The organism is Nocardiopsis sp. NPDC006139 (assembly GCF_040614155.1).
GTDB lineage: Bacteria > Actinomycetota > Actinomycetes > Streptosporangiales > Streptosporangiaceae > Nocardiopsis > Nocardiopsis changdeensis.
In genome coordinates, this window is the sequence record NZ_JBEXTT010000004.1 from 171,016 (window position 1) to 190,060 (window position 19,045).

At 73.9% G+C, this 19,045-nt stretch carries 16 protein-coding genes and 3 tRNA genes; 7 read left to right on the plus strand and 12 right to left on the minus strand.

Annotated features, from left to right (window positions below; genetic code table 11):
- Positions 1 to 102: 102 nt before the first annotated feature.
- From cydD to ABZ249_RS06925, 3 genes are all read left to right on the plus strand, one after another.
- Positions 103 to 1,821, plus strand: a complete 1,719-nt coding sequence (cydD, locus tag ABZ249_RS06915) for a thiol reductant ABC exporter subunit CydD (protein ID WP_355258319.1) — start codon at positions 103 to 105, stop codon at positions 1,819 to 1,821.
- A complete protein-coding gene (gene cydC / locus ABZ249_RS06920; RefSeq protein WP_355258322.1) occupies positions 1,818 to 3,584 on the plus strand; it encodes a thiol reductant ABC exporter subunit CydC in 1,767 nt (588 codons plus the stop codon). The genes cydD and cydC overlap by 4 nt, the downstream gene beginning before the upstream one ends.
- A 92-nt stretch (positions 3,585 to 3,676) precedes the next feature.
- Positions 3,677 to 4,525 carry an EI24 domain-containing protein gene (locus ABZ249_RS06925; RefSeq protein WP_355258755.1) on the plus strand — a complete coding sequence of 283 codons (849 nt, stop codon included), beginning with the start codon at positions 3,677 to 3,679 and terminating at the stop codon, positions 4,523 to 4,525.
- Between the two features lie 73 nt (positions 4,526 to 4,598).
- Here the strand turns inward: ABZ249_RS06925 and ABZ249_RS06930 are convergent, their stop codons facing one another.
- Genes ABZ249_RS06930 through ABZ249_RS06945 form a run of 4 tightly spaced genes read right to left on the minus strand, consistent with a single transcriptional unit; the run spans position 4,599 to position 8,872 of the window.
- The gene (locus ABZ249_RS06930) at positions 4,599 to 5,726 is read right to left on the minus strand and encodes a D-alanine--D-alanine ligase family protein (protein ID WP_355258325.1); all 1,128 of its coding nucleotides are present in this window, start codon (positions 5,724 to 5,726) and stop codon (positions 4,599 to 4,601) included.
- Positions 5,727 to 5,786: 60 nt separating this feature from the next.
- On the minus strand, positions 5,787 to 6,995 hold the full coding sequence (locus ABZ249_RS06935; protein WP_355258328.1) for an aminotransferase class I/II-fold pyridoxal phosphate-dependent enzyme: 1,209 nt from the start codon (positions 6,993 to 6,995) through the stop codon (positions 5,787 to 5,789).
- A 12-nt stretch (positions 6,996 to 7,007) separates the two neighbouring features.
- Positions 7,008 to 8,066, minus strand: a complete 1,059-nt coding sequence (locus ABZ249_RS06940; RefSeq protein WP_355258331.1) for an NAD(P)H-dependent glycerol-3-phosphate dehydrogenase — start codon at positions 8,064 to 8,066, stop codon at positions 7,008 to 7,010.
- A gap of 2 nt (positions 8,067 to 8,068) precedes the next feature.
- A complete protein-coding gene (locus ABZ249_RS06945) occupies positions 8,069 to 8,872 on the minus strand; it encodes a lysophospholipid acyltransferase family protein (RefSeq protein WP_355258335.1) in 804 nt (267 codons plus the stop codon).
- Between the two features lie 194 nt (positions 8,873 to 9,066).
- Here ABZ249_RS06945 and cofC point away from each other — a divergent pair, with 194 nt between their 5' ends.
- On the plus strand, positions 9,067 to 9,753 hold the full coding sequence (gene cofC, locus ABZ249_RS06950) for a 2-phospho-L-lactate guanylyltransferase (RefSeq protein WP_355258338.1): 687 nt from the start codon (positions 9,067 to 9,069) through the stop codon (positions 9,751 to 9,753).
- Between the two features lie 91 nt (positions 9,754 to 9,844).
- Here the strand turns inward: cofC and ABZ249_RS06955 are convergent, their stop codons facing one another.
- The 3 genes from ABZ249_RS06955 to leuC all read right to left on the minus strand — a co-directional run bounded on the left by ABZ249_RS06955 (position 9,845) and on the right by leuC (position 12,511).
- Entirely contained in the window at positions 9,845 to 10,126 is a 282-nt protein-coding gene (locus tag ABZ249_RS06955) for an HU family DNA-binding protein (protein WP_073379845.1), read from the minus strand.
- A gap of 352 nt (positions 10,127 to 10,478) precedes the next feature.
- A complete protein-coding gene (leuD, locus tag ABZ249_RS06960; RefSeq protein WP_220563124.1) occupies positions 10,479 to 11,072 on the minus strand; it encodes a 3-isopropylmalate dehydratase small subunit in 594 nt (197 codons plus the stop codon).
- A gap of 32 nt (positions 11,073 to 11,104) precedes the next feature.
- Positions 11,105 to 12,511, minus strand: coding sequence for a 3-isopropylmalate dehydratase large subunit (gene leuC / locus ABZ249_RS06965; protein ID WP_220563125.1), 1,407 nt, complete (start codon positions 12,509 to 12,511; stop codon positions 11,105 to 11,107).
- Between the two features lie 77 nt (positions 12,512 to 12,588).
- On the opposite strand from leuC, the gene ABZ249_RS06970 reads away from it, so the two are divergent.
- The 3 genes from ABZ249_RS06970 (at position 12,589) to ABZ249_RS06980 (ending at position 15,878) form a co-directional block, all read left to right on the plus strand.
- Positions 12,589 to 13,320: an IclR family transcriptional regulator gene (locus tag ABZ249_RS06970; RefSeq protein WP_355258343.1), complete on the plus strand. Its 732-nt coding sequence runs from the start codon at positions 12,589 to 12,591 to the stop codon at positions 13,318 to 13,320.
- Positions 13,321 to 13,530: 210 nt separating this feature from the next.
- Positions 13,531 to 15,102 (plus strand): SDR family oxidoreductase, encoded by a 1,572-nt coding sequence (locus tag ABZ249_RS06975; RefSeq protein ID WP_355258346.1) that lies wholly within the window; start codon positions 13,531 to 13,533, stop codon positions 15,100 to 15,102.
- Between the two features lie 176 nt (positions 15,103 to 15,278).
- Positions 15,279 to 15,878 (plus strand): TetR/AcrR family transcriptional regulator, encoded by a 600-nt coding sequence (locus ABZ249_RS06980; RefSeq protein WP_355258349.1) that lies wholly within the window; start codon positions 15,279 to 15,281, stop codon positions 15,876 to 15,878.
- 64 nt (positions 15,879 to 15,942) lie between these two features.
- Here the strand turns inward: ABZ249_RS06980 and ABZ249_RS06985 are convergent.
- From ABZ249_RS06985 to ABZ249_RS07005, 5 genes are all read right to left on the minus strand, one after another.
- Positions 15,943 to 16,018, minus strand: a tRNA-Glu gene (locus ABZ249_RS06985).
- Positions 16,019 to 16,138: 120 nt separating this feature from the next.
- Positions 16,139 to 16,214: transfer RNA gene (locus tag ABZ249_RS06990), tRNA-Glu, on the minus strand.
- 50 nt (positions 16,215 to 16,264) lie between these two features.
- A tRNA-Gln gene (locus ABZ249_RS06995) sits at positions 16,265 to 16,336 on the minus strand.
- A gap of 174 nt (positions 16,337 to 16,510) precedes the next feature.
- Positions 16,511 to 17,956 carry a glutamate--tRNA ligase gene (gene gltX / locus ABZ249_RS07000; protein WP_220563129.1) on the minus strand — a complete coding sequence of 482 codons (1,446 nt, stop codon included), beginning with the start codon at positions 17,954 to 17,956 and terminating at the stop codon, positions 16,511 to 16,513.
- A 59-nt stretch (positions 17,957 to 18,015) separates the two neighbouring features.
- Entirely contained in the window at positions 18,016 to 19,038 is a 1,023-nt protein-coding gene (locus ABZ249_RS07005) for a GDSL-type esterase/lipase family protein (protein ID WP_355258352.1), read from the minus strand.
- Between the last annotated feature and the right edge of the window lie 7 nt (positions 19,039 to 19,045).

Sequence of the window (19,045 nt, forward strand, 5' to 3'; positions counted from 1 at the left end):
CTCCCCCATCGCCCGGGGCGGGGGCCGTGCCCGTATCCGGTGCCCATCGGCGAGACTGGGCACGAACGCCCACCGTCCACCGCCACCCTCAAAGGGGTCCCATTGAAACCGCTCGATCCGCGCCTGGTGCGGACCGCGTCGGCGGTCCGCACCCACCTGGCCGTCTCCGTGCTCAGCGGGGTGGCGATCACCGGGCTGATCCTGGCCCAGGCATGGCTGCTCGCCCACGTCATCTCGGAGGTGTTCGCCGGGTCGGGGTTCGCCCCCCTGGGGTGGGCGGTCGCCGCCGTCGCCGGCATCGCCCTGGTCCGCGCCCTGCTGTCGTACGCGGCCGAGGCGTCGGCGCTGCACAGCGCCGCCCGCACCAAGTCGATCCTGCGGCGCCGGCTGATCGACCGCGTCACCGGCGACGGGACGGTGTGGACCGCCCAGCGCGGCGAGGACGGGGAGGCGCCCAAGGCCGGGGAGCTGGTCACCCTGGCCACGCGGGGCCTGGACGCGCTCGACGACTACTTCGCCCGCTACCTGCCCCAGCTGGTGCTGGCGGCGATCGTGCCGGTCGCGGTGCTGGCCGTGGTGTTCTGGGCCGACTGGATCTCCGGGGTCGTCATCCTGGTGACGGTGCCGCTCATCCCCGTCTTCATGGCGCTCATCGGCATGCACACGCAGAACCGCACCGAGCGGCAGTGGCGGCTGCTGAGCAGGCTCGGCGGGCACTTCCTGGACGTGGTGGAGGGGCTGCCGACCCTGGCGGTGTTCCGCCGGGCCAAGGCGCAGGCGGCGCTCATCCGGCGGGTCGGCGAGGAGCACCGCAGGGCGACCATGGGGACGCTGCGGATCGCGTTCCTGTCCGCGTTCGCCCTGGAACTGCTGGCCACCCTGGCGGTGGCGCTGGTCGCCGTGGAGGTGGGGCTGCGGCTGCTGGGCGGGTACATGGACTACCAGACCGCCCTGCTGGTGCTGATCCTGGCGCCGGAGGCCTACCTGCCGCTGCGCGAGGTGGGCGCCCGGTTCCACGCGAGCATGGAGGGCGTGGCCGCCGCCGACCAGGTGTTCACCGAGCTGGAGCGGCGCCGGACCGCGGACGGCGGCGCGCCCGCGCCCACCGGGGAGCGGTCCCCGGCGACCGGCGGCGACCTGCGGCTGAGCGGGGTGTCGCTGACCTACCCGGGGCGGGACCTGCCCGCCCTGTCCGGGGTGGACCTGACGGTGCGCTCGGGCGAGCGGGTGCTGCTCACCGGGCCCAGCGGGTCGGGCAAGACCACCCTGCTGTCGCTGCTGCTGCGGATGAACACCCCCTCGGAGGGGCGGATCGAGGTGCGCGCGCCCGGCGGCGCGTGGGAGCCGCTGGAGTCCGTCCCCGCCGACGACTGGCGGTTGGGGGTGGCCTGGGTGCCCCAGCACCCCTACCTGTTCGACGTTTCGGTGGCCGACAACATCCGGCTGGGCGACCCCGACACCCCCCTGGAGCGGGTGCGCGAGGCCGCCCGGCTGGCCGAGGCCGACGGGTTCGTGTCCGCGCTGCCCGACGGGTACGACACCCGGCTCGGCGAGCGCGGCGCCCGGCTCTCGGCGGGCCAGCGCCAGCGGATCGCGCTGGCCCGGGCGTTCTGCCGGGACGCCCCGCTGGTGCTGCTGGACGAGCCCACCGCCCACCTGGACCCGGAGAACGCCGCCGCGGTCCGCACCGCCGTGGACCGCCTCCTGCGGGGGCGCACCGCGGTCATCGTCGCCCACGACACCGGCTGGGCCGAGGCCGTCCTCGGCGCCCGGGTCGTGGAACTCCCGCTGCCGGGCCGTGAAGGGGCGCTGAACCGATGAGCACGACCGATACCGCCGACGCCGCGCCCGTGTCCGAGGAGGAGCGCCGCCGCGACCCGCTGCGGCGGATGGTCGCGCTGGCCCGGCCCCGGGCCGGGAGGTTCGCGCTGGGCGTCCTGCTGGGCGCGGTGGCCACCGGCTCCGGGGTGGCGCTGCTGGGGGTGGCCGCGTGGATGCTGGCCACCGCGGCCTCGCACCCGGGGATCACCGCGCTGGGGGTCTCGGTGGTGGCCACCCGGGCGCTGGGCGTCGGCAAGGGGGTGAGCCGGTACCTGGAGCGGCTGGTCACCCACGACGCCGCGTTCCGCACGCTGGCCGAGGTGCGGGTGCGCGTGTACCGCAGGCTCGCCGCCACCGAGCCCTTCGGCCGGTTCCGGTCCGGCGACCTGGTGTCGCGCCTGGTCAACGACACCGAGGCGACCCTGGACCTGCTGGTGCGCGGCCTGACCCCGCCGCTGGTGTCCCTGGTGACCGGCGGGGTCACCGTCCTGGTGGTCACCGCCGTGTACGCGCCGGGCGGGGCGCTGCTGGCCGCGGGCCTGCTGCTGGCGGGGCTGGCGGTGCCCTGGGCGGCCGCCGCGCTGGGCCGGGCCCCGGGGCGGCGCCAGGCGGTGGCGCGCGGGCGGCTGTCGACCTCCCTGGTGGACACCCTGCACGGGGCGCCCGACCTCATCGCCTACGGGGCGATGGACCGCCAGGTGGCCCGCGTGTACGAGGCCGACGAGGAGCTGACCCGGATGGCGCGGCGCGACGCCGCGGTGCTGGGGCTGGGGGCGGGCGCGACGACGCTCATCACCGGTCTGAGCGTCTGGGGCGCCCTGTTCCTGGGGGTGCTGGCCGTCGAGGGCGGGGAGCTGGACGCGGTGTCGCTGGCGGTGCTGGTGCTGGTGACCCTGGCGGCGTTCGAGATCGTCGCCCCGCTGCCCGCGGTCGCCGCCCGGCTGGGGGCGATCCGGGAGAGCGGTGCGCGGCTGTTCGGGGTGCTGGACACCCCGGCGGCGGTCGCCCCGGCGGTCCGCACGGGCCTGGACCCGGACGGGGACTCCGCGGTCCGCGTCCGCGGGCTGCGGGTGCGCTACACCCCGGACGGGCCGTGGGCCCTGGACGGCGTGGACCTGGACGTCGCGGCGGGCGAGACGGTCGCGGTGGTGGGGCCCAGCGGCGCGGGCAAGAGCACGCTGGCCTCCGTCCTGCTGCGGTTCCGCGACCCCGACGCGGGGCGCGTGGAGCTCGGCGGCGCCGACATCACCGGGTACCCGGCCGACGAGGTGCGCGCCGTGGTCTCCGGGGTGCCGCAGGACCCGCACGTGTTCGCCTCGACCCTGCGCGAGAACCTGAGGCTGGCCCGGCCGGAGGCGTCCGACGACGACCTGTGGGCGGCGCTGCGCCGGGCCCGTCTGGCCGACGACGTCGCGGCGATGCCCGACGGCCTGGACACCCGCGTCGGCACCCACGGCCTGGGGCTGAGCGGCGGCATGGTGCAGCGCCTGGCGCTGGCCCGCGCCCTGCTGGCCGCGCCCCGCGTGCTGGTCCTGGACGAGCCCACCGCCCACCTGGACCCGGACACCCGCGACGCGGTGGTCGAGGACCTGCTGGCGGCGGCCGAGGGCTACTCGACGCTGCTCATCACCCACGACCTCACCGGGCTGGAGCGGGTCGACCGCATCGTCGTGGTCCGCGACGGCCGCGTCGTGCAGTCCGGCACCCACACCGAGCTGCTGGCCCGCGACGGCTGGTACCGCGACGTGCACCCCGGCCTCTGAGCCGGGCGGCCCCGTCTTCGCGGCGGGGCCGCCCGGGGGGACGGGCCGACTGGCAGGCGCGGGCGGGATTGCCCTAATGTTCCAGCGTGGCCATTCCCAATCCCGTTCGTGAAGTCTTCGGCGGAGTCGGCGCGCTGGCGCGCGGCTTCGGCCTGCTGCTGCGCAGACCGCGCCTGTTCCTCCTGGGCGCGCTCCCCGCCCTGATCACGTCGCTGCTCTTCCTGGCGCTGTTCGTCCTCCTGGTGATGAACCTGACCGACCTGGCCGCGTGGGCGACGCCGTTCGCCGACGGCTGGGACGAGGTCTGGCGCAACCTGCTCCGCGGCGCCGTCGCCGTCGGCGCCCTGGCCGGGACGGTCCTGCTGATGGTGGTCTCGTTCACCACCATCACGCTGGCCCTGGGCGCGCCGATCTACGACAAGATCACCGACCTGGTCGAGCAGGAGCTGGGCAACGCCCCCGCCGAGTCCGACGAGTCGGTCTGGTCGTCGCTGGGCCGGGCGGTGCGCCAGTCCCTGGTGATCATCCTCGCCTCGCTGCTGGTGACGGTCCTGGTGTTCGCCATCGGGTTCGTCCCGCTGGCCGGCCCGGTCGTCGGCTCGGTGCTGGCCGCCCTGCTGGGCGGCTGGCTGCTGGGCATCGAACTGGTGGCGGGCTCGTTCGACCGCCGCGGGTTCCTCACCATCAAGGAGCGCCGCAAGTGGATGGGCACCCGGCGGCTGCGGGTGCTGGGGTTCACGGTCCCCACGTACCTGCTGCTGGCGATCCCGTTCCTGGCGGTCGTGGTGTTCCCGGCCGCGACGGCGGGCGGCACCATCCTGGCCCGGCAGCTGCTGGGCGTGCCCGACGCGCCCAAGGGCGTCGCTCCCCCGCCCGGGCGGCCGCCGGTCGCCCCGCCGCACGGGCACCCGCAGGGACCGCCCCCGCACCCCGGGGCCTGAGGACACGAAGAGGACACGAAAAGAGGGGCGGCCCGAGCGGGCCGCCCCCCTTTCCCGTACGTACCGGTTCGCGTCAGCGCAGGCCGGGCGAGCGCCGCAGCGCCGTCGTGATCATCCGGTCGACCAGCGCCGCGTAGTCCAGCCCGGTGGCCGCCCACATCTGCGGGAACGCCGACGCCGGGGTGAACCCGGGCATCGTGTTCAGCTCGTTGACGAGGACCTCGCCGTCCTCGGTGTAGAAGAAGTCCACCCGGGCCAGCCCCTCGCAGCCCATCGCCTCGAACACCTCGGCGGCCAGCCCGCGCAGCCGCGCCGTGACGTCCTCGGGGATCTCCGCCGGGATGGTCAGCCCGCTGCTGGAGAGGTACTTGGCCTCGAAGTCGTAGAAGTCGAAGCCCTCCGCCACGTGCACCTCGGCCGGGAAGGACACGTCGGGGACGCCCCCGTCCTCGGCCTCCAGCACGCCGCACTCGATCTCGCGCCCGACGACCTGGGCCTCCACCAGCACCTTGGGGTCGTGCTCGCGCGCCGCCTCGACGGCCGCGATCACCGCGTCGGCGTCGGAGGAGTCCCGCACCTTGCTGATGCCCACGCTGCTGCCCGCACGGGCGGGCTTGACGAACACCGTCTCCCCCAGCTCGGCGATGTCGTCCAGGACCTTCTTGCGCTCGGTGCGCCAGCGCCGGTCGGTGATGGCCACGTAGTCGCTGGTGGGGATCCCGTTGCCGGTGAGGATGGCCTTCATGAACACCTTGTCCATGGCGGCGGCGCTGGAGAACACCCCCGCGCCCGCGTAGCGCACGCCCATCATCTCGAACAGCCCCTGGATGGTGCCGTCCTCGCCGAAGGGGCCGTGCAGCAGCGGCAGCACCACGTCCACCTCGGCCAGCCGGGAGGGCCCGTCCGCGGGGTCCACCACCATCAGCTGCCCGGCGGCGTCGAACGGCAGGGCCAGGTCCTTGCCGCCCTCCTCCGCCACGGTCGGCAGGGCCTTGGTGCCCTCCTCGATGCGCAGGAGCTCCGGGTCGCCGGAGGTCAGCACCCAGTTGCCGGTCTTGGTGATGCCGACCGGCACGACCTCGTAGCGGTCGTGGTCGATCACCGACAGGACGCTGCCCGCGGTGACGCAGGAGATCTCGTGTTCGGAACTGCGACCGCCGAAGACGACGGCGACCCGGATCCTTCGCTGCTCGGACGACATGGTGCTGACCCTTTGTACTCGTTGCCGGAAGGGGCCGGGGTTCTCCCGGCCCGCTGTGTGTCAGTTGCCCCCGAGGGCCGCCAGGGCGTCCCCGATGAGGTCCTGAGGGTCCTCCAGGCCGATGGAGAACCGCACCGCACCAGGTGAGATGTCGGCGGCCGCCAGTTCGACGTCGTTCATGTTCCGGTGCGACGTGGAGGCGACGTGACCGGCGAGGGTGTGGGTGCCGCCCAGGGACGCGGCGATGGTGGCGACCTTCAGGCGGTCGGCGAAGGCCATCCCCGCCTCCCAGCCGCCGCGCGGGTGGACGGTGACGACGGCCCCGTACCGCCCGGGGTCGAACAGCTTGGCCGCCAGCCCCGCCTGCGGGTGCGAGTCCAGGGACGGGTGGTCGACCCGCTCCACCAGCGGGTGCTCGGCGAGCGCGGCGGCGAACGCCGCGGCGGTCTCGCACTGGCGCTGCACCCGCAGCGGCAGCGTCTCCAGGCCCCGGTGCAGCAGGTACGCCTCGTCGGGGGCCAGGCAGGGCCCCAGGTCGATCCGGGCCGACCGGATCCGGTCGATGAAGGAGGGCGCGGCGACGGCCACGCCGCCGGTGGTGTCGCTGTGCCCGCCGATGTACTTGGTGGCCGAGTGCACCACGATGTCGGCCCCGTACTCCAGGGGCCGGCACACCGCCGGGGAGGCGAACGTGGAGTCCACCACCAGGGCGGCCCCGGCCTCCCGGGCGATCTGGGCCAGCCCGGGCAGGTCGGAGACGGTCATGGTGGGGTTGGACAGGGTCTCGGTGAACAGCACCGCGGTGCCCGGCCGCACGGCCTCGCGCACCGCGTCCAGGTCGGTGATGTCCACGAAGTCGGTCCGCACCCCGAACCGGCGCAGCAGCCGGTCCAGCAGCGAGTAGGTGTTGCCGTAGATGGACCGCGCCGCGACCACGTGCGAGCCGGCCTCGGTGAGCGCCATGAACACGGTGCTCAGCGCGCCCATCCCGGAGGCGAACGCCTGGCCGCGCACCCGGTCGGGCAGGCCCGCGCCCTCCAGGGCCGCGACCGCCTCGGCGAAGGCGTCGACGGTGGGGCTGTCGATGCGGGCGTAGGAGTAGCCCTGCTGCGCCCCGGACAGCACGTCCGCGTAGTCCTGGGAGGTGTCGAAGGCGTAGGTGGTCGCCCGGTGGACCGGCATCCGCATGGGGCGCTCGGCGGGGACGGCCGCGGGCGGCGGGGAGACCGCCCGGGTGTGCTCGCCCCCGGCCGCGGGTGTGTACGACATCGCTGCTCGCTCTCAGACCCCGTAGCGCTCGGGTTTGGCACTGCGCGCCATGAAGGCGACGAGCGCCTCCGCGGGGCTCAGGTCGTGGTGCATCATCTTGACGACGGCCTCGGTGATCGGCAGGTCGACCCCGCGGGCCCAGCCCAGTTCCAGGACCGACTCCGAGGACTTGACCCCCTCCGCGGTCTGCCGGGTCTCGGCGATGACCTGCTCGAGGGTCTTGCCCTTGCCCAGTTTCTCACCGAAGGTCCGGTTCCGCGACAGCGGCGACGAGCATGTCGCGACGAGGTCGCCCATTCCGGCCAGCCCGGACAGGGTGTGCTCGTCGGCGCCCAGGGCCACCGCCAGGCGCGTCGTCTCGGCCAGGCCGCGGGTGATGAGCGACGCCTTGGTGTTGTCGCCGAAGCCCATGCCCTCGGCCACGCCCACGGCCAGCGCGATCACGTTCTTCATGGCGCCGCCGATCTCCACGCCCACCAGGTCGGTGCTGGTGTAGGGGCGGAAGTACGGGGCCTTGAACAGCGCCTGGAGGCGGACGGCCGTCTCCTCGTGCGGGCAGGCGACCACGGCGGTGGCGGGCTGGCGCTCGGCGATCTCCCGGGCCAGGTTGGGGCCCGAGACCACGGCGATGCGCTCGGCGGGCAGCTCCAGCACCTCCGCGATGATCTGCGAGGCGGTCAGGTGGGTGCCCAGCTCCACGCCCTTCATGAGGCTGACGACCACCGCGTCCTCGCGCAGGTACCCGCGCCACTGCGCCAGGTTGTCCCGCAGCGACTGGGTCGGCACCGCCATCACGACGACCCCGGCCTCCGCCAGCGCCTTGGCGGCGTCGGTGGTGGCGGTCAGCCGCGGGTTGAGCGTGAGCCCCGGCAGGTAGTCGGGGTTCTGGGAGGTCCGGTTGACGGCGTCGACCACCTCGGCCCGCCGTCCCCACAGGACGACCTCCGCGGCGGGGGCGGCCGGGTCCTGGGACAGGGCGTGGGCGGCGGCGTCCGCGATGACGTTCGCGAACACGGTGCCCCACGACCCGGAGCCCAGGACGGCGATCCGCGCGCTGTCGTTGCCCGTCACCGTCACTCCGCCGCACCCTTCGTCGTGTCGTCGCCGCCGGCGTCCCCGGCCCTCTTCTTCTCGGCCTCCTCCAGGCGCGCGCGCTTGAGGTCGTAGCGCACCGCCGGCGGCTGCTCGCCGCGGATCTTCGCCTGGAGGGCGGTGATGTCGTCCATGATCGCGTCGGTGGCCTCCTTGAGGACCGTCGCGGTCAGCGGCCGCCCCTTGAAGCGCTCCAGGTCGACCGGGGGGCCGGCCAGGAACTCCAGGCGCTTGCGCGGGAAGAGCCTCGGCTTCTTGGAGCCGTAGGGCAGGATGTTCTGCTCGCCCCAGTGGGCCACCGGGACGACGGGGACGCCGGTGGTCAGGGCCAGCCGGGCGACACCCGTCTTGGCGCTCATCGGCCACAGGTCCGGGTCCCGGGTGCAGGTGCCCTCGGGGTAGAAGATCACCGACGCGCCGTCCCGGGTGAGCGCCAGCTCGGCCTCCTTGAGGGCCTTGACGGCGTCGGTGGTCCCGCGCTTGACCGGGATCTGCCCCGTGCTCTTGGCGACCGACCGCACCACGGGGATCTTCATGACCCCGTCCTTCATCGTGAAGGTGGGCCAGCGGCGGGCCCCGATGTAGAGGAAGTGCGCCACCGTCAGCGGGTCCGCCAGCGACAGGTGGTTGGCCGCGATGATCACGCCGCCCTGGGCCGGAACGTTCTCGGTGCCCTTCCAGTCCGGCTTGGTGACGAACCACAGGACGAAGCGGACGATGCGGGAGACGACCGCCTTCACCCACCGCGATTCTCGTTGCTTGGCCTTGGCCACGGGACTCCTCATTCCATCGCTCCCGGGTCCCTAACGGACCTCGAAGCACAATCGGTTCAGTCTAGGACGCTCCCGGCCCCACTCCCGCTCCGCAAGGGCAGGTCACGGTGCCGGAACGTCTCCGGGCCCGGCCACCGCCCGGTCCCGCCCCCGTGAAGCCCTACCCTCGTCACTGTCGTGGCCGTACGAGCGTCCCGGGGGAGAGCGTGGCCGGCGTCGGAGAGCGGGAGGGGGTCGCGGACCCCGGGGTGCGCTGGTCCCTGGTCATCCCAGTCAAGCACCTCGGGCTCGCCAAGTCGCGCCTGGCCCCGGCCCTGGGCCCCCGGCGCGAGGAGCTGGCCCTGGCGTTCGCCTGTGACACGGTGGCCGCCGCGCTCGCCTGTCCGGCGGTGGCGGAGGTGTTCGCGGTCACCGAGGACCCGAGGGCGGGGGCGGAGCTGGCGGCGCTGGGGGCGGCGGTGGTGACCGGGGAGCCGGGCACCGGCCTCAACCCGGCGCTGGAGCACGGGGCGCGCGCGGCGCGGCTGCGGGCGCCGGGGGCGGGCGTGTGCGCGCTGTCGGCGGACCTGCCCGCGCTGCGCCCGGCGGAGCTGGGCCGTGTGCTGGCGGCCGCGGCCGGGCACGGCCGCTCGTTCCTGGCCGACGCCCCCGGGGTGGGGACGACCCTGTTCGCGGCGTCGCCGGGGCACGGGTTCTCCCCCGCCTTCGAGGGCGCCTCGCGCGAGCGGCACCTGGCCGCCGGCGCGGTGGAGCTGCCGCTCCCGGACGTGGAGTCGGTGCGCCGGGACGTGGACACCCCCGCCGACCTGGCGGCGGCGCTGGAGCTGGGCGTGGGCCCGCGCACGCGGTCGCTGGCCGCCGCGCTGCTCCAGCCCGGCCCCGGGGCCCCCTGAGGGGCACCCGCCCGCTCCGGACCCCGGACACGACTCCGCCCGGGTCCGTGCGGACCCGGGCGGAGCGCGGTCACGGTCGGATCGACCGTGCCTACTTCTTGTCCCCGTTGACGAGTGCCTTGAAGTCGGCGCCGGCCCGGAACTTCGGAACGAAGCTCGCGGGAACGTCGATGGTGGCGCCGGTGGCGGGGTTGCGAGCGGTGCGCGCGGCCCGCTCGGCCTTCTCGAAAACACCGAAGCCGGTGATGGCGACCTTGTCGCCCGACGCCACGGTGGCCTGAATGGTCTCAAGCACAGCGTTGACCGCTTCGGTCGCGGTCTTCTTGTCTCCGAGTCGGTCGGAGATCGCGTCGATCAGGTCACGCTTGTTCATAAGGTTCCTCCGGTTCCCCCTTGCTCGCACGAAATTAGGGGACACAGAGGCCCTTGCACAAATACAAACGCCTGCGGTTAGGGCGTGTCGGGGCCGGTCCGACCTGCGCGGTCACTCTCCGGGACGGCTCCGCCGTGCACTCGGAGGCATCCCGACGGGTCCCTTTTGCCCCTCTCTGTGATCCTCAAATGCCTATGTATAACCGGATTCCGGGCGAGCGGTGGACCCTGTTCACGGATACGGGGAGCACCGCAGTTCGGTCACGCCAAGTAAAGGTAAAATATTTGGGGGCCGACGGGTGCGCTGCGTCACACAGCCCCGCCGACCCCCGTCCCGTAAGGGGTTCGGACCGCTACAGGGTCACCGGCAGCCACGGCTTGCGCCGCTCCTCGAACTCCGCGATCGCGTCCGTGTGACGCAGAGTCAGCCCGATGTCGTCCAGGCCCTCCAGGAGCCGCCAGCGGGTGTAGTCGTCCAGCTCGAACGCCTCCTGCACGCCGGCCCCGGGAGCGCGCACCTCGCGCTCCACCAGGTCCACGGTGATCTCGGTGGCCGGGTCGGCCTCGACGGCCTTCCAGAGCCGCTCGATGACCTCCTGCGGCAGCAGCACGGTCAGCAGGCCGCCCTTGAGGGAGTTGCCGCGGAAGATGTCGGCGAACCGGGAGGACAGCACGGTCTTGAAGCCGTAGTCCTGCAGCGCCCACACGGCGTGCTCGCGGGACGAGCCGGTGCCGAAGTCGGGCCCGGCCACCAGCACGGACGCGCCCTGGTACTCGGGGCGGTTGAGGACGAAGTCGGGGTCCTCGCGCCACTCGGCGAACAGGCCGTCCTCGAACCCGGTGCGGCTGACCCGCTTGAGGTAGACGGCGGGGATGATCTGGTCGGTGTCGACGTTGCTCGCGCGCAGCGGCACGGCCCGACCGGTGTGGACGTTGAACTTCTCCATGGCAGGTCTCCTCCTGTCGTGGTCGGGCGCGGCTACAGGTCGGCCAGGTCGGCGGGCGAGGACAGCGTGCCGCGCACCGCGGTGGCGGCGGCGACCTGCGGCGACACCAGGTGGGTGCGGCCGCCCTTGCCCTGGCGCCCCTCGAAGTTGCGGTTGGAGGTGGAGGCGCTGCGCTCGCCGGGCTTGAGCTGGTCGGGGTTCATGCCCAGGCACATGGAGCAGCCGGCCTCGCGCCACTCGGCCCCGGCCTCCTCGAAGACCGCGCCCAGGCCCTCGGCGTTGGCCTGCTCCTTGACCCGCATGGAGCCGGGGACGACCAGCATCCGGACGCCCTCGGCGACCTTGCGGCCCCTGATGATCTCGGCGGCGGTGCGCAGGTCCTCGATGCGGCCGTTGGTGCACGAGCCCAGGAAGACGGTGTCCACCCGCACCTCGCGCATCGGGGTCCCGGCCTCCAGGCCCATGTAGGCCAGGGCCTTCTCGGCGGCGGCGCGCTCGGAGGGGTCGTCGTAGGAGGCGGGGTCGGGCACCGCGGCGTCCAGCGGGACGCCCTGGCCCGGGTTGGTGCCCCAGGTGACGAACGGGCTGAGCTCGTCGGCGTCCAGCACCACCTCGGCGTCGAAGACCGCGCCCTCGTCGGTGCGCAGGGTCTTCCAGTGCTCGACGGCGGCCTCGAAGTCGGCGCCCTGCGGGGCGTGCGGGCGGCCCTCGATGTAGTCGAACGTGGTCTGGTCGGGCGCGATCATCCCGGCCCGGGCGCCCGCCTCGATGGACATGTTGCACACGGTCATGCGGGCCTCCATCGAGAGGGCCTCGATGGCCTCGCCCCGGTACTCCAGGACGTAGCCCTGGCCGCCGCCGGTGCCGATCTTGGCGATGACCGCCAGGATGATGTCCTTGGCGGACACGCCCGGCCTGAGCTTCCCGTTGACCGTGACGGCCATGGTCTTGAACGGGGCCATGGGCAGGGTCTGGGTGGCCAGCACGTGCTCGACCTGGCTGGTGCCGATGCCGAAGGCCAGCGCGCCGAACGCGCCGTGGGTGCTGGTGTGGCTGTCGCCGCAGACGATGGTCATGCCGGGCTGGGTCAGGCCGAGCTGGGGGCCGACCACGTGCACGACGCCCTGCTCGATGTCGCCCATGGGGTGCAGGCGGACGCCGAAGTCGGAGCAGTTCTTGCGCAGCGTCTCGACCTGCTTGCGGGAGACCGGGTCCGCGATGGGGGCCAGCAGGTCCATGGTGGGGACGTTGTGGTCCTCGGTCGCGATGGTCAGGTCCGGGCGGCGCACCGAGCGGCCCGCCAGCCGCAGGCCCTCGAAGGCCTGGGGGCTGGTCACCTCGTGGACGAGGTGGAGGTCGATGTAGAGCAGGTCCGGCTCGCCCTCGGCACGCCGGACGACGTGCTCCTCCCAGACCTTCTCGGCCATCGTGCGTGCCATGGGCGATCGCCTCTCTCGTTCGTTCCGTGCGCGGACTCTGACTTGCATTCCATATTTCGAGACGGCAATATCAAGTCATGGACAACTCTAGCTCATCCAGCGGCGTCGGAGTACTCGACAAGACGATGTCCGTCCTGGACGCCCTGGAATCCGGACCGGCCTCCCTGGCCCAGCTGGTCCAGATCACCGGCCTGGCCCGGCCCACGGCCCACCGGCTGGCGGTCGCCCTGGAGCGGCACCGCATGGTCTCCCGGGATAGCCAGGGGCGCTTCGTGCTGGGCCCGCGCCTGGGTGAGCTGTCGATCGCCACCGGGGAGGACCGCCTGCTGGCCGTGGCCGCTCCGGTCCTGGTGCAGCTGCGCGACCTCACCGGGGAGAGCGCCCAGCTCTACCGCCGCCAGGGCGACGTGCGCGTGTGCGTGGCCGCCTCCGAGCGCACCAGCGGCCTGCGCGACACCGTGCCGGTCGGCAGCGAGCTGCCCATGAACGCCGGCTCCGCGGCGCAGGTGCTGCTGGCCTGGGAGGACCCGGACCGCATCCGCCGCTCCCTGGTGGGCGCCCGCTTCACCGCGGCCAGCCTGGCCCAGGTCCGCCGCCGCCGCTGGGCCCAGAGCGTGGCCGAGCGCGAGCAGGGCGTCGCCTCGGTGTCGGCGCCGGTGTCCGGGCCGGGCGGGCGCGTGATCGCCGCGGTCTCGGTGTCGGGCCCCATCGAGCGCCTGACCCGCTCGCCGGGGCGCATCCACTCCCAGGCGATCCTGTCCGCCGCCGAGAAGATCAGCGAGTCCCTGCACAGCGTCGAGTCCCACTGACCCGCACCCCCACCACTCTTCCCCGCGGCCGCGCACCCCACGGCCGCCACAGCGCGCACGACCCCGTCCGGCCACCGCCGGGCGGGGTCTTCCGCGTCCGGGCGCCACCTGGGGCCGGGGCCGCCCGTGGACGCTTACTGACGGGTTGTCTAACATGACGCGAAGTCTCACACGAGCACGTCCGGGACCCCGCCCCCCGAGGAGAGCCGAGTGCACCAGTACGTCACCGCCCCCGACGGCCAGCGACTGGCCGTCCGCACCACCGGACCCGCCGACCGCCCCGTCCTGCTGCTCGTCCACGGCTACCCCGACAACTCCTCGGTGTGGGACGCCCTGGTCGCGGAACTGGCCGGGGAGTACCGGATCGCCGCCTACGACGTGCGCGGCGCCGGGCGCTCCACCGCCCCCGGCACCCGCGCCGGCTACCGCCTGGACCGGCTGGCCGCGGACGTCGCCGCCGTCGCCGACGCCGTCGGCGCGGGCCGGCCGGTCCACCTGGTCGGCCACGACTGGGGGTCCATCCAGAGCTGGCACGCCGTCACCGAGCCCCGGTACGCGGACCGGTTCGCCTCCTACACCTCGATCTCCGGGCCGGACCTGGACCACGCCGGGCACTGGTTCCGCTCGGCCCCCGACGGCCTGCGCGCCGTCCTGCGCCAGGCCGTGCGCTCCGGCTACATCGGGTTCTTCCACACCCCGCTGGTCCCGGAGCTGTTCTGGCTGACCGGGCTGGGCGGGGCGGCGCTGGCCGGGCTGGAGCGGGCCGGCGGCGGGCCGGTGCGCCCCGCCCGCCGCGCCACCCGCGACTACGTCAACGGCCTGGCGCTGTACCGGGCCAACATGGCCCCCCGGCTCACCCGCCCGGCCGAGCGCCGCACCGCGGTCCCGGTGCAGGTGCTGGCACCCACCCGCGACGCGTTCATGGTCGGCCCGCTCCAGTCCAACGCCGGCCGCTGGGTCGACGACCTGCGCTTCCACCGCTTCCACGGCGGCCACTGGTCGCTGCGCTCGCGCCCGGCGGCGGTGGCCGACCGGCTGCGCTCCTTCGTCGCGGAGGTGGAGTCCGGAGCGCCCCGGACCCGCCGGTCCCCCGAGGCGGCCCACCGCCACGGCGGCGCCTTCGCCGGGCAGCTCGCGGTGGTCACCGGGGCGGGCGGCGGCGTCGGCCGGGCCCTGAGCCTGGAACTGGCCGAACGCGGCGCCCGGGTGGTCGCCGTGGACGCCGACGGCCCGGCCGCCGAGCGCACCGCCGAGCTGTGCGCCCGGCTCACCCCCGGCGCCGTCCCCCGGCGGGTGGACGTCGCCGACGCCTCCGCCGTCCACGGGCTCGCCGCCCGGCTGCGCGAGGAGTCCGGGGTGCCGGACCTGGTCGTCAACAACGCCGGGACCGTGCCCGCCGGGCCCCTGCTCCGCATCCCGGACGCCGACCTGGAGCGCCCGGTCGACGCCGGCCTGCGGGGCGTGGTCCACGGCTGCCGCGCCTTCGCCCCGGTGATGGCCGGGGCCGGGGGCGGCGGCCTCATCGTCAACACCGTCTCCGTCGCCGCCGGCCGGGCCCCGCGCGCGCACGGGGCGTACCCGGCCGCCAGGGCCGCCGTGCTGGCGCTCAGCCGCTCCCTGCGCCGCGAGCTGGCCGCCTCCGGCGTCGGCGTCACCGCGGTCCTCCCGGGCCCCGTGGGCACCGGAGCCGCCGCCCGCCCGTACCGCCGCCGCGGCCTCACCCCCGAGGAGGCGGCCCGCCGCGTCGCCGACGCGGTCGCGGACTTCCCGGAGTGCCGGTGACCGCCGCGGCGGCCGCCGGTGTCGGTGGCCGCCGGTAGGTTCGGGAGGAGGGATAGAGGAACTTTCGGGAGGTCGTCACCACGGTGGTGTCCCACAGGACCGACCGTCACCGGGCGCGGGTGGCGGGTTCGGAGCCCACGGCGGACCGGCCGGGGCCGGGGCGGCGGCCCCGCCGCATGGCGCCGCACGAACGCCGGGAGGACCTGATCCGGACGGCGCTGGGCGTCTTCGCGCTGCGCCCGCCCGGAGAGGTCACCCCGGAGGACATCGCCGAGGCCGCGGACGTGTCCCGCGCGCTGGTGTACCGCTACTTCCCGAACATGGCGCGGCTGCGCCGCGAGGCCCTGGAACAGGCCATGTCCGAGCTGCTGGAACGGCTGGTGCCGCCCGCGGACCTGCCGCCGCGGGAGCAGCTGCGGGGCTCCCTGGTCCGGTTCGTCGAGTTCGCCGACTCCTACTCCCCCGCCTACGTCGCGCTGCTGCGCGGCGGCTCGGTGATCGCCACCGAGGAGACCGAGGCGGAGATCGACCGGGTGCGCACGGGGGTGTTGGAGCTCCTCCTGGACCGCGTCGGCCCGCGGCCGCCCTCCCCGCCGGTGCTGATGGCGCTGCGCTGCTGGATCTCGGTGGTGGAGACCGCGGTGATGCTGTGGCTCCGGGAGCGCGGGCGGACCGCGGAGGAGCTGGCCGACTGGCTGCTGGACCAGCTGGTCGCGATGGTGCTGGCCGCCGGGGCGCCGGAGGAGGAGCTGAGCGCCCTGACCTCCCGGGGCTGACCCGGGCGGGCCCGGGGCTCCGGGAACGACGAAGGCCCCGCCCTGGTGGGCGGGGCCTTGGTGCTGGTACCCCCGAGCGGATTCGAACCGCCGTTACCGCCTTGAGAGGGCGGCGTCCTAGGCCACTAGACGACGGGGGCCTGAACTGCTGGTGCAGTGGTCGGCGTGACCACCGACCCTACGATACCCGGTCGAACCGGACACCGGTGACGAACACCGGCCAGAAAGAAGCCCCCCACGATGGTGGGAGGCGCTCCCTGTGGTACCCCCGAGCGGATTCGAACCGCCGTTACCGCCTTGAGAGGGCGGCGTCCTAGGCCACTAGACGACGGGGGCGCGTGCCGGGTCCTTCGGACCCGATGGCCCGAGCTCTCACTCGGACCGCGCTGGGGTACCAGGACTCGAACCTAGACTAACTGAACCAGAATCAGTCGTGCTGCCGATTACACCATACCCCAGTGCTCTGGGAGGACCCGGTCCGCTTTTCCGCTTTCCCTGTCCCCCTCGGCGACGTGGATAACTCTAGCGGAACTTCAGAGTGCTCGCGAACCGAAAACGGGGTGGGGGGTCCGTGACCCCGACCACCCCGTTGTGCACCCCTCTGAGCAGCGGATGTGCTGCTCCGGTGAACGCTAGGACTGCTCGGCGGGCCCCTGGGCGCGCAGCTTCTCCAGGGCCGCGCCCAGCCGCGCCAGGACGCGTTCGCGGCCCAGCAGCTCCAGGGACTCGAACAGCGGCAGGCCGACCGTGCGGCCGGTCACCGCGACGCGCACGGGCGCCTGGGCCTTGCCGAGCTTGAGGCCCAGGCCGGCGCCGGTCTCCTCGGTGGCGGTCTTGAGCGCCTCGGCGTTCCACTCCAGGGACGGGTCGGCGAAGCGCTCCAGGGAGGCGGCGAGCATCTCCTCGCCCACACCCGGCTTCATCGCCTTGGCCCAGCTCTTCTCGTCCTCCACCGGCTCGGCGAGGAACAGGAAGTCGACGTTGGGCACGATCTCCGACAGCACCGCGACCCGGCTCTGGGCCAGCGGCGCGACCGCCCGGAACACCTCCGGGTCGAAGTCGGCGGCCGCCCACGGGGTGTCCTCGCCGGTCACCCAGGGGGCGCAGCGCTCGACGAACTCGTCCACGCCCAGCGCCCGGATGTACTCGCCGTTGAAGGCGCGCAGCTTCTTCTCGTCGAAGAACGCGCTGGAGCTGTTGACGTCCTCGATGCGGAACAGCGGCACCATCTCCGACCACGGCATGATCTCGCGGTCGTCGCCCGGGCCCCAGCCCAGCAGCATCAGGTAGTTGACCATCGCCTCCGCCAGGTAGCCCTCCTCCTGGTAGGACTCCAGGGCGACCTTGTCGCGGCGCTTGGACAGCTTCTTGCGCTGCTCGTTGACGATGACGGGCAGGTGCGCCCACACCGGCGGGGTGTGGCCCAGCGCCTCCCACAGCAGCTGCTGCTTGGGGGTGTTGGACAGGTGCTCCTCGCCGCGGACGACCTGGGTGATGCCCATCTCGACGTCGTCGACCACGTTGGCCAGCACGAACAGCGGGGAGCCGTCGGCCCGGGCGATCACGAAGTCCTCGATGGCCGAGTGGGCGAACTCCACCCGGCCGCGGATCCGGTCGTCCACGACCGTGGGCCCGCCGTCGGGCACGCGGAACCGCAGCGCCCGGCCGGGGCCGGCCTCCAGGCCGCGGTCGCGGCAGAAGCCGTCGTAGCCCAGGTTGGGGTTGTCGCGGCGGGCCTCCAGCTGCTCGCGGGTGCAGTCGCAGTAGTAGGCGCGGCCGTTCTTGTACAGCTCCTGCGCCGCCTCGCGGTGCTTGTCGGCGTAGGCGGACTGGAAGTAGGGCCCCTCGAAGTGGGGGTCGTCCTCCCCGATGCCCAGCCAGGCCAGGGCCCTGATGATGCCCTCGGTCCATTCCGGGCGGTTGCGCGCGGCGTCGGTGTCCTCGATGCGCAGCACCATGCGCCCCTCGGGCTGCTGCTGTGCCAGAGCCCAGTTGAAGAGCGCGGAGCGGGCGCCGCCGACGTGGAACATGCCCGTAGGGGACGGGGCGAAGCGGGTACGAATCGAAGTCTCGGTCACGCCTTCCAGGGTAGGGCCGAACGGACCGCGCGGGCCCCGTCCGGCCGTTCCCGGCGTGCTCAGGAGGGTTCGGGGAGGGGTCGGGGGTAGGGCCCGCCCACCCCGTAGGCCTCGGAGAGGGCGTCGGCGAAGGCCGCCGCGATCTTGATCTCGCCCCGCGCGTTGGGGTGGGTGCCGTCGTAGGTGTCGGCCTTCACGTCCCACTCCTCGCGCTCGGCGATGTCGACGCTGATCACCGGGGAGCGCTCGGTGGACAGCTCCCCGGCCAGGTCCCGGATGAGGACGTTGTAGGAGTACGTGCGCAGCGCGAACCCGGGGTCGTTGTCGGCGTAGGCGATGGGCAGCGCCTCGGCCAGGACGATCCTCACGTCGGGGTTGCCCTCGCGGGCGCCCTCGATGTACCGGCGCAGCCGCTGCTCCATCTCCTCCATCCCGATCGGCCACAACAGGTCGTTGACGCCGATGAGGGTGCACAGCACGTCCGGCTCGTAGCGGCGCACCTCCTCCTCGATGCTGGCGGAGGCGTCGCGCAGGGTGCGGCCCCACACGGCGTTGTGGTCCTGGTCGAAGTCGGGGTCGCGGTACTCGCCGGTGCCGGCGTCCCCGTCGGCGCCCGGCCAGCCGTGGCCGGCGGGCTCCGTGGGGCTCCCGGAGTCCTCGGGCTCCGCCCCGGCGGACCCGTCGGCGCGCCGCTCGTCGGCGGGCCCGTCCGCGGTGGGCCCGTCGGAGGGCGAGTCCTCGTCGGAGGGCCGGGCCTCGTCGGTGGGCACCGGGATGATCATGTCGGTGGTGGCCGGGTCGGTGTAGGGGCCGACGAAGTCGAGCCCCTCCACGGCGGGCTCCAGGTGGTTCCACAGGTGGTAGCGCCACGTCCGGTCGCCGTTGGCGCCCTGGGTCATGGAGTCTCCGGAGAGCATGACGCGCAGTGATCCGCTCATGGGTGTTCCAGCCTCCGCTCGGGGGTCGGTTCCGCGGTCGTCGGTGCGTGTCACCCACAGGTAGCCGCCGCCGGCGACCAGGGCCAGCGCGACGAGACCGGCCAGGATCAGGGTGCCGGTGCGTCGGGACGGGAGGATGGCCACTTCGGAG

Bases quoted from the DNA above. Each gene is read 5' to 3' on its own strand.
- cydC (WP_355258322.1), top strand. From the start codon at position 1,818: ATGAGCACGACCGATACCGCCGACGCCGCGCCCGTGTCCGAGGAGGAG.
- ABZ249_RS06930 (WP_355258325.1), bottom strand. From the start codon at position 5,726: ATGTCGTCCGAGCAGCGAAGGATCCGGGTCGCCGTCGTCTTCGGCGGT.
- ABZ249_RS06935 (WP_355258328.1), bottom strand. From the start codon at position 6,995: ATGTCGTACACACCCGCGGCCGGGGGCGAGCACACCCGGGCGGTCTCC.
- ABZ249_RS06945 (WP_355258335.1), bottom strand. From the start codon at position 8,872: ATGAGGAGTCCCGTGGCCAAGGCCAAGCAACGAGAATCGCGGTGGGTG.
- ABZ249_RS06955 (WP_073379845.1), bottom strand. From the start codon at position 10,126: ATGAACAAGCGTGACCTGATCGACGCGATCTCCGACCGACTCGGAGAC.
- leuD (WP_220563124.1), bottom strand. From the start codon at position 11,072: ATGGAGAAGTTCAACGTCCACACCGGTCGGGCCGTGCCGCTGCGCGCG.
- leuC (WP_220563125.1), bottom strand. From the start codon at position 12,511: ATGGCACGCACGATGGCCGAGAAGGTCTGGGAGGAGCACGTCGTCCGG.
- ABZ249_RS06970 (WP_355258343.1), top strand. From the start codon at position 12,589: ATGGACAACTCTAGCTCATCCAGCGGCGTCGGAGTACTCGACAAGACG.
- ABZ249_RS06980 (WP_355258349.1), top strand. From the start codon at position 15,279: ATGGCGCCGCACGAACGCCGGGAGGACCTGATCCGGACGGCGCTGGGC.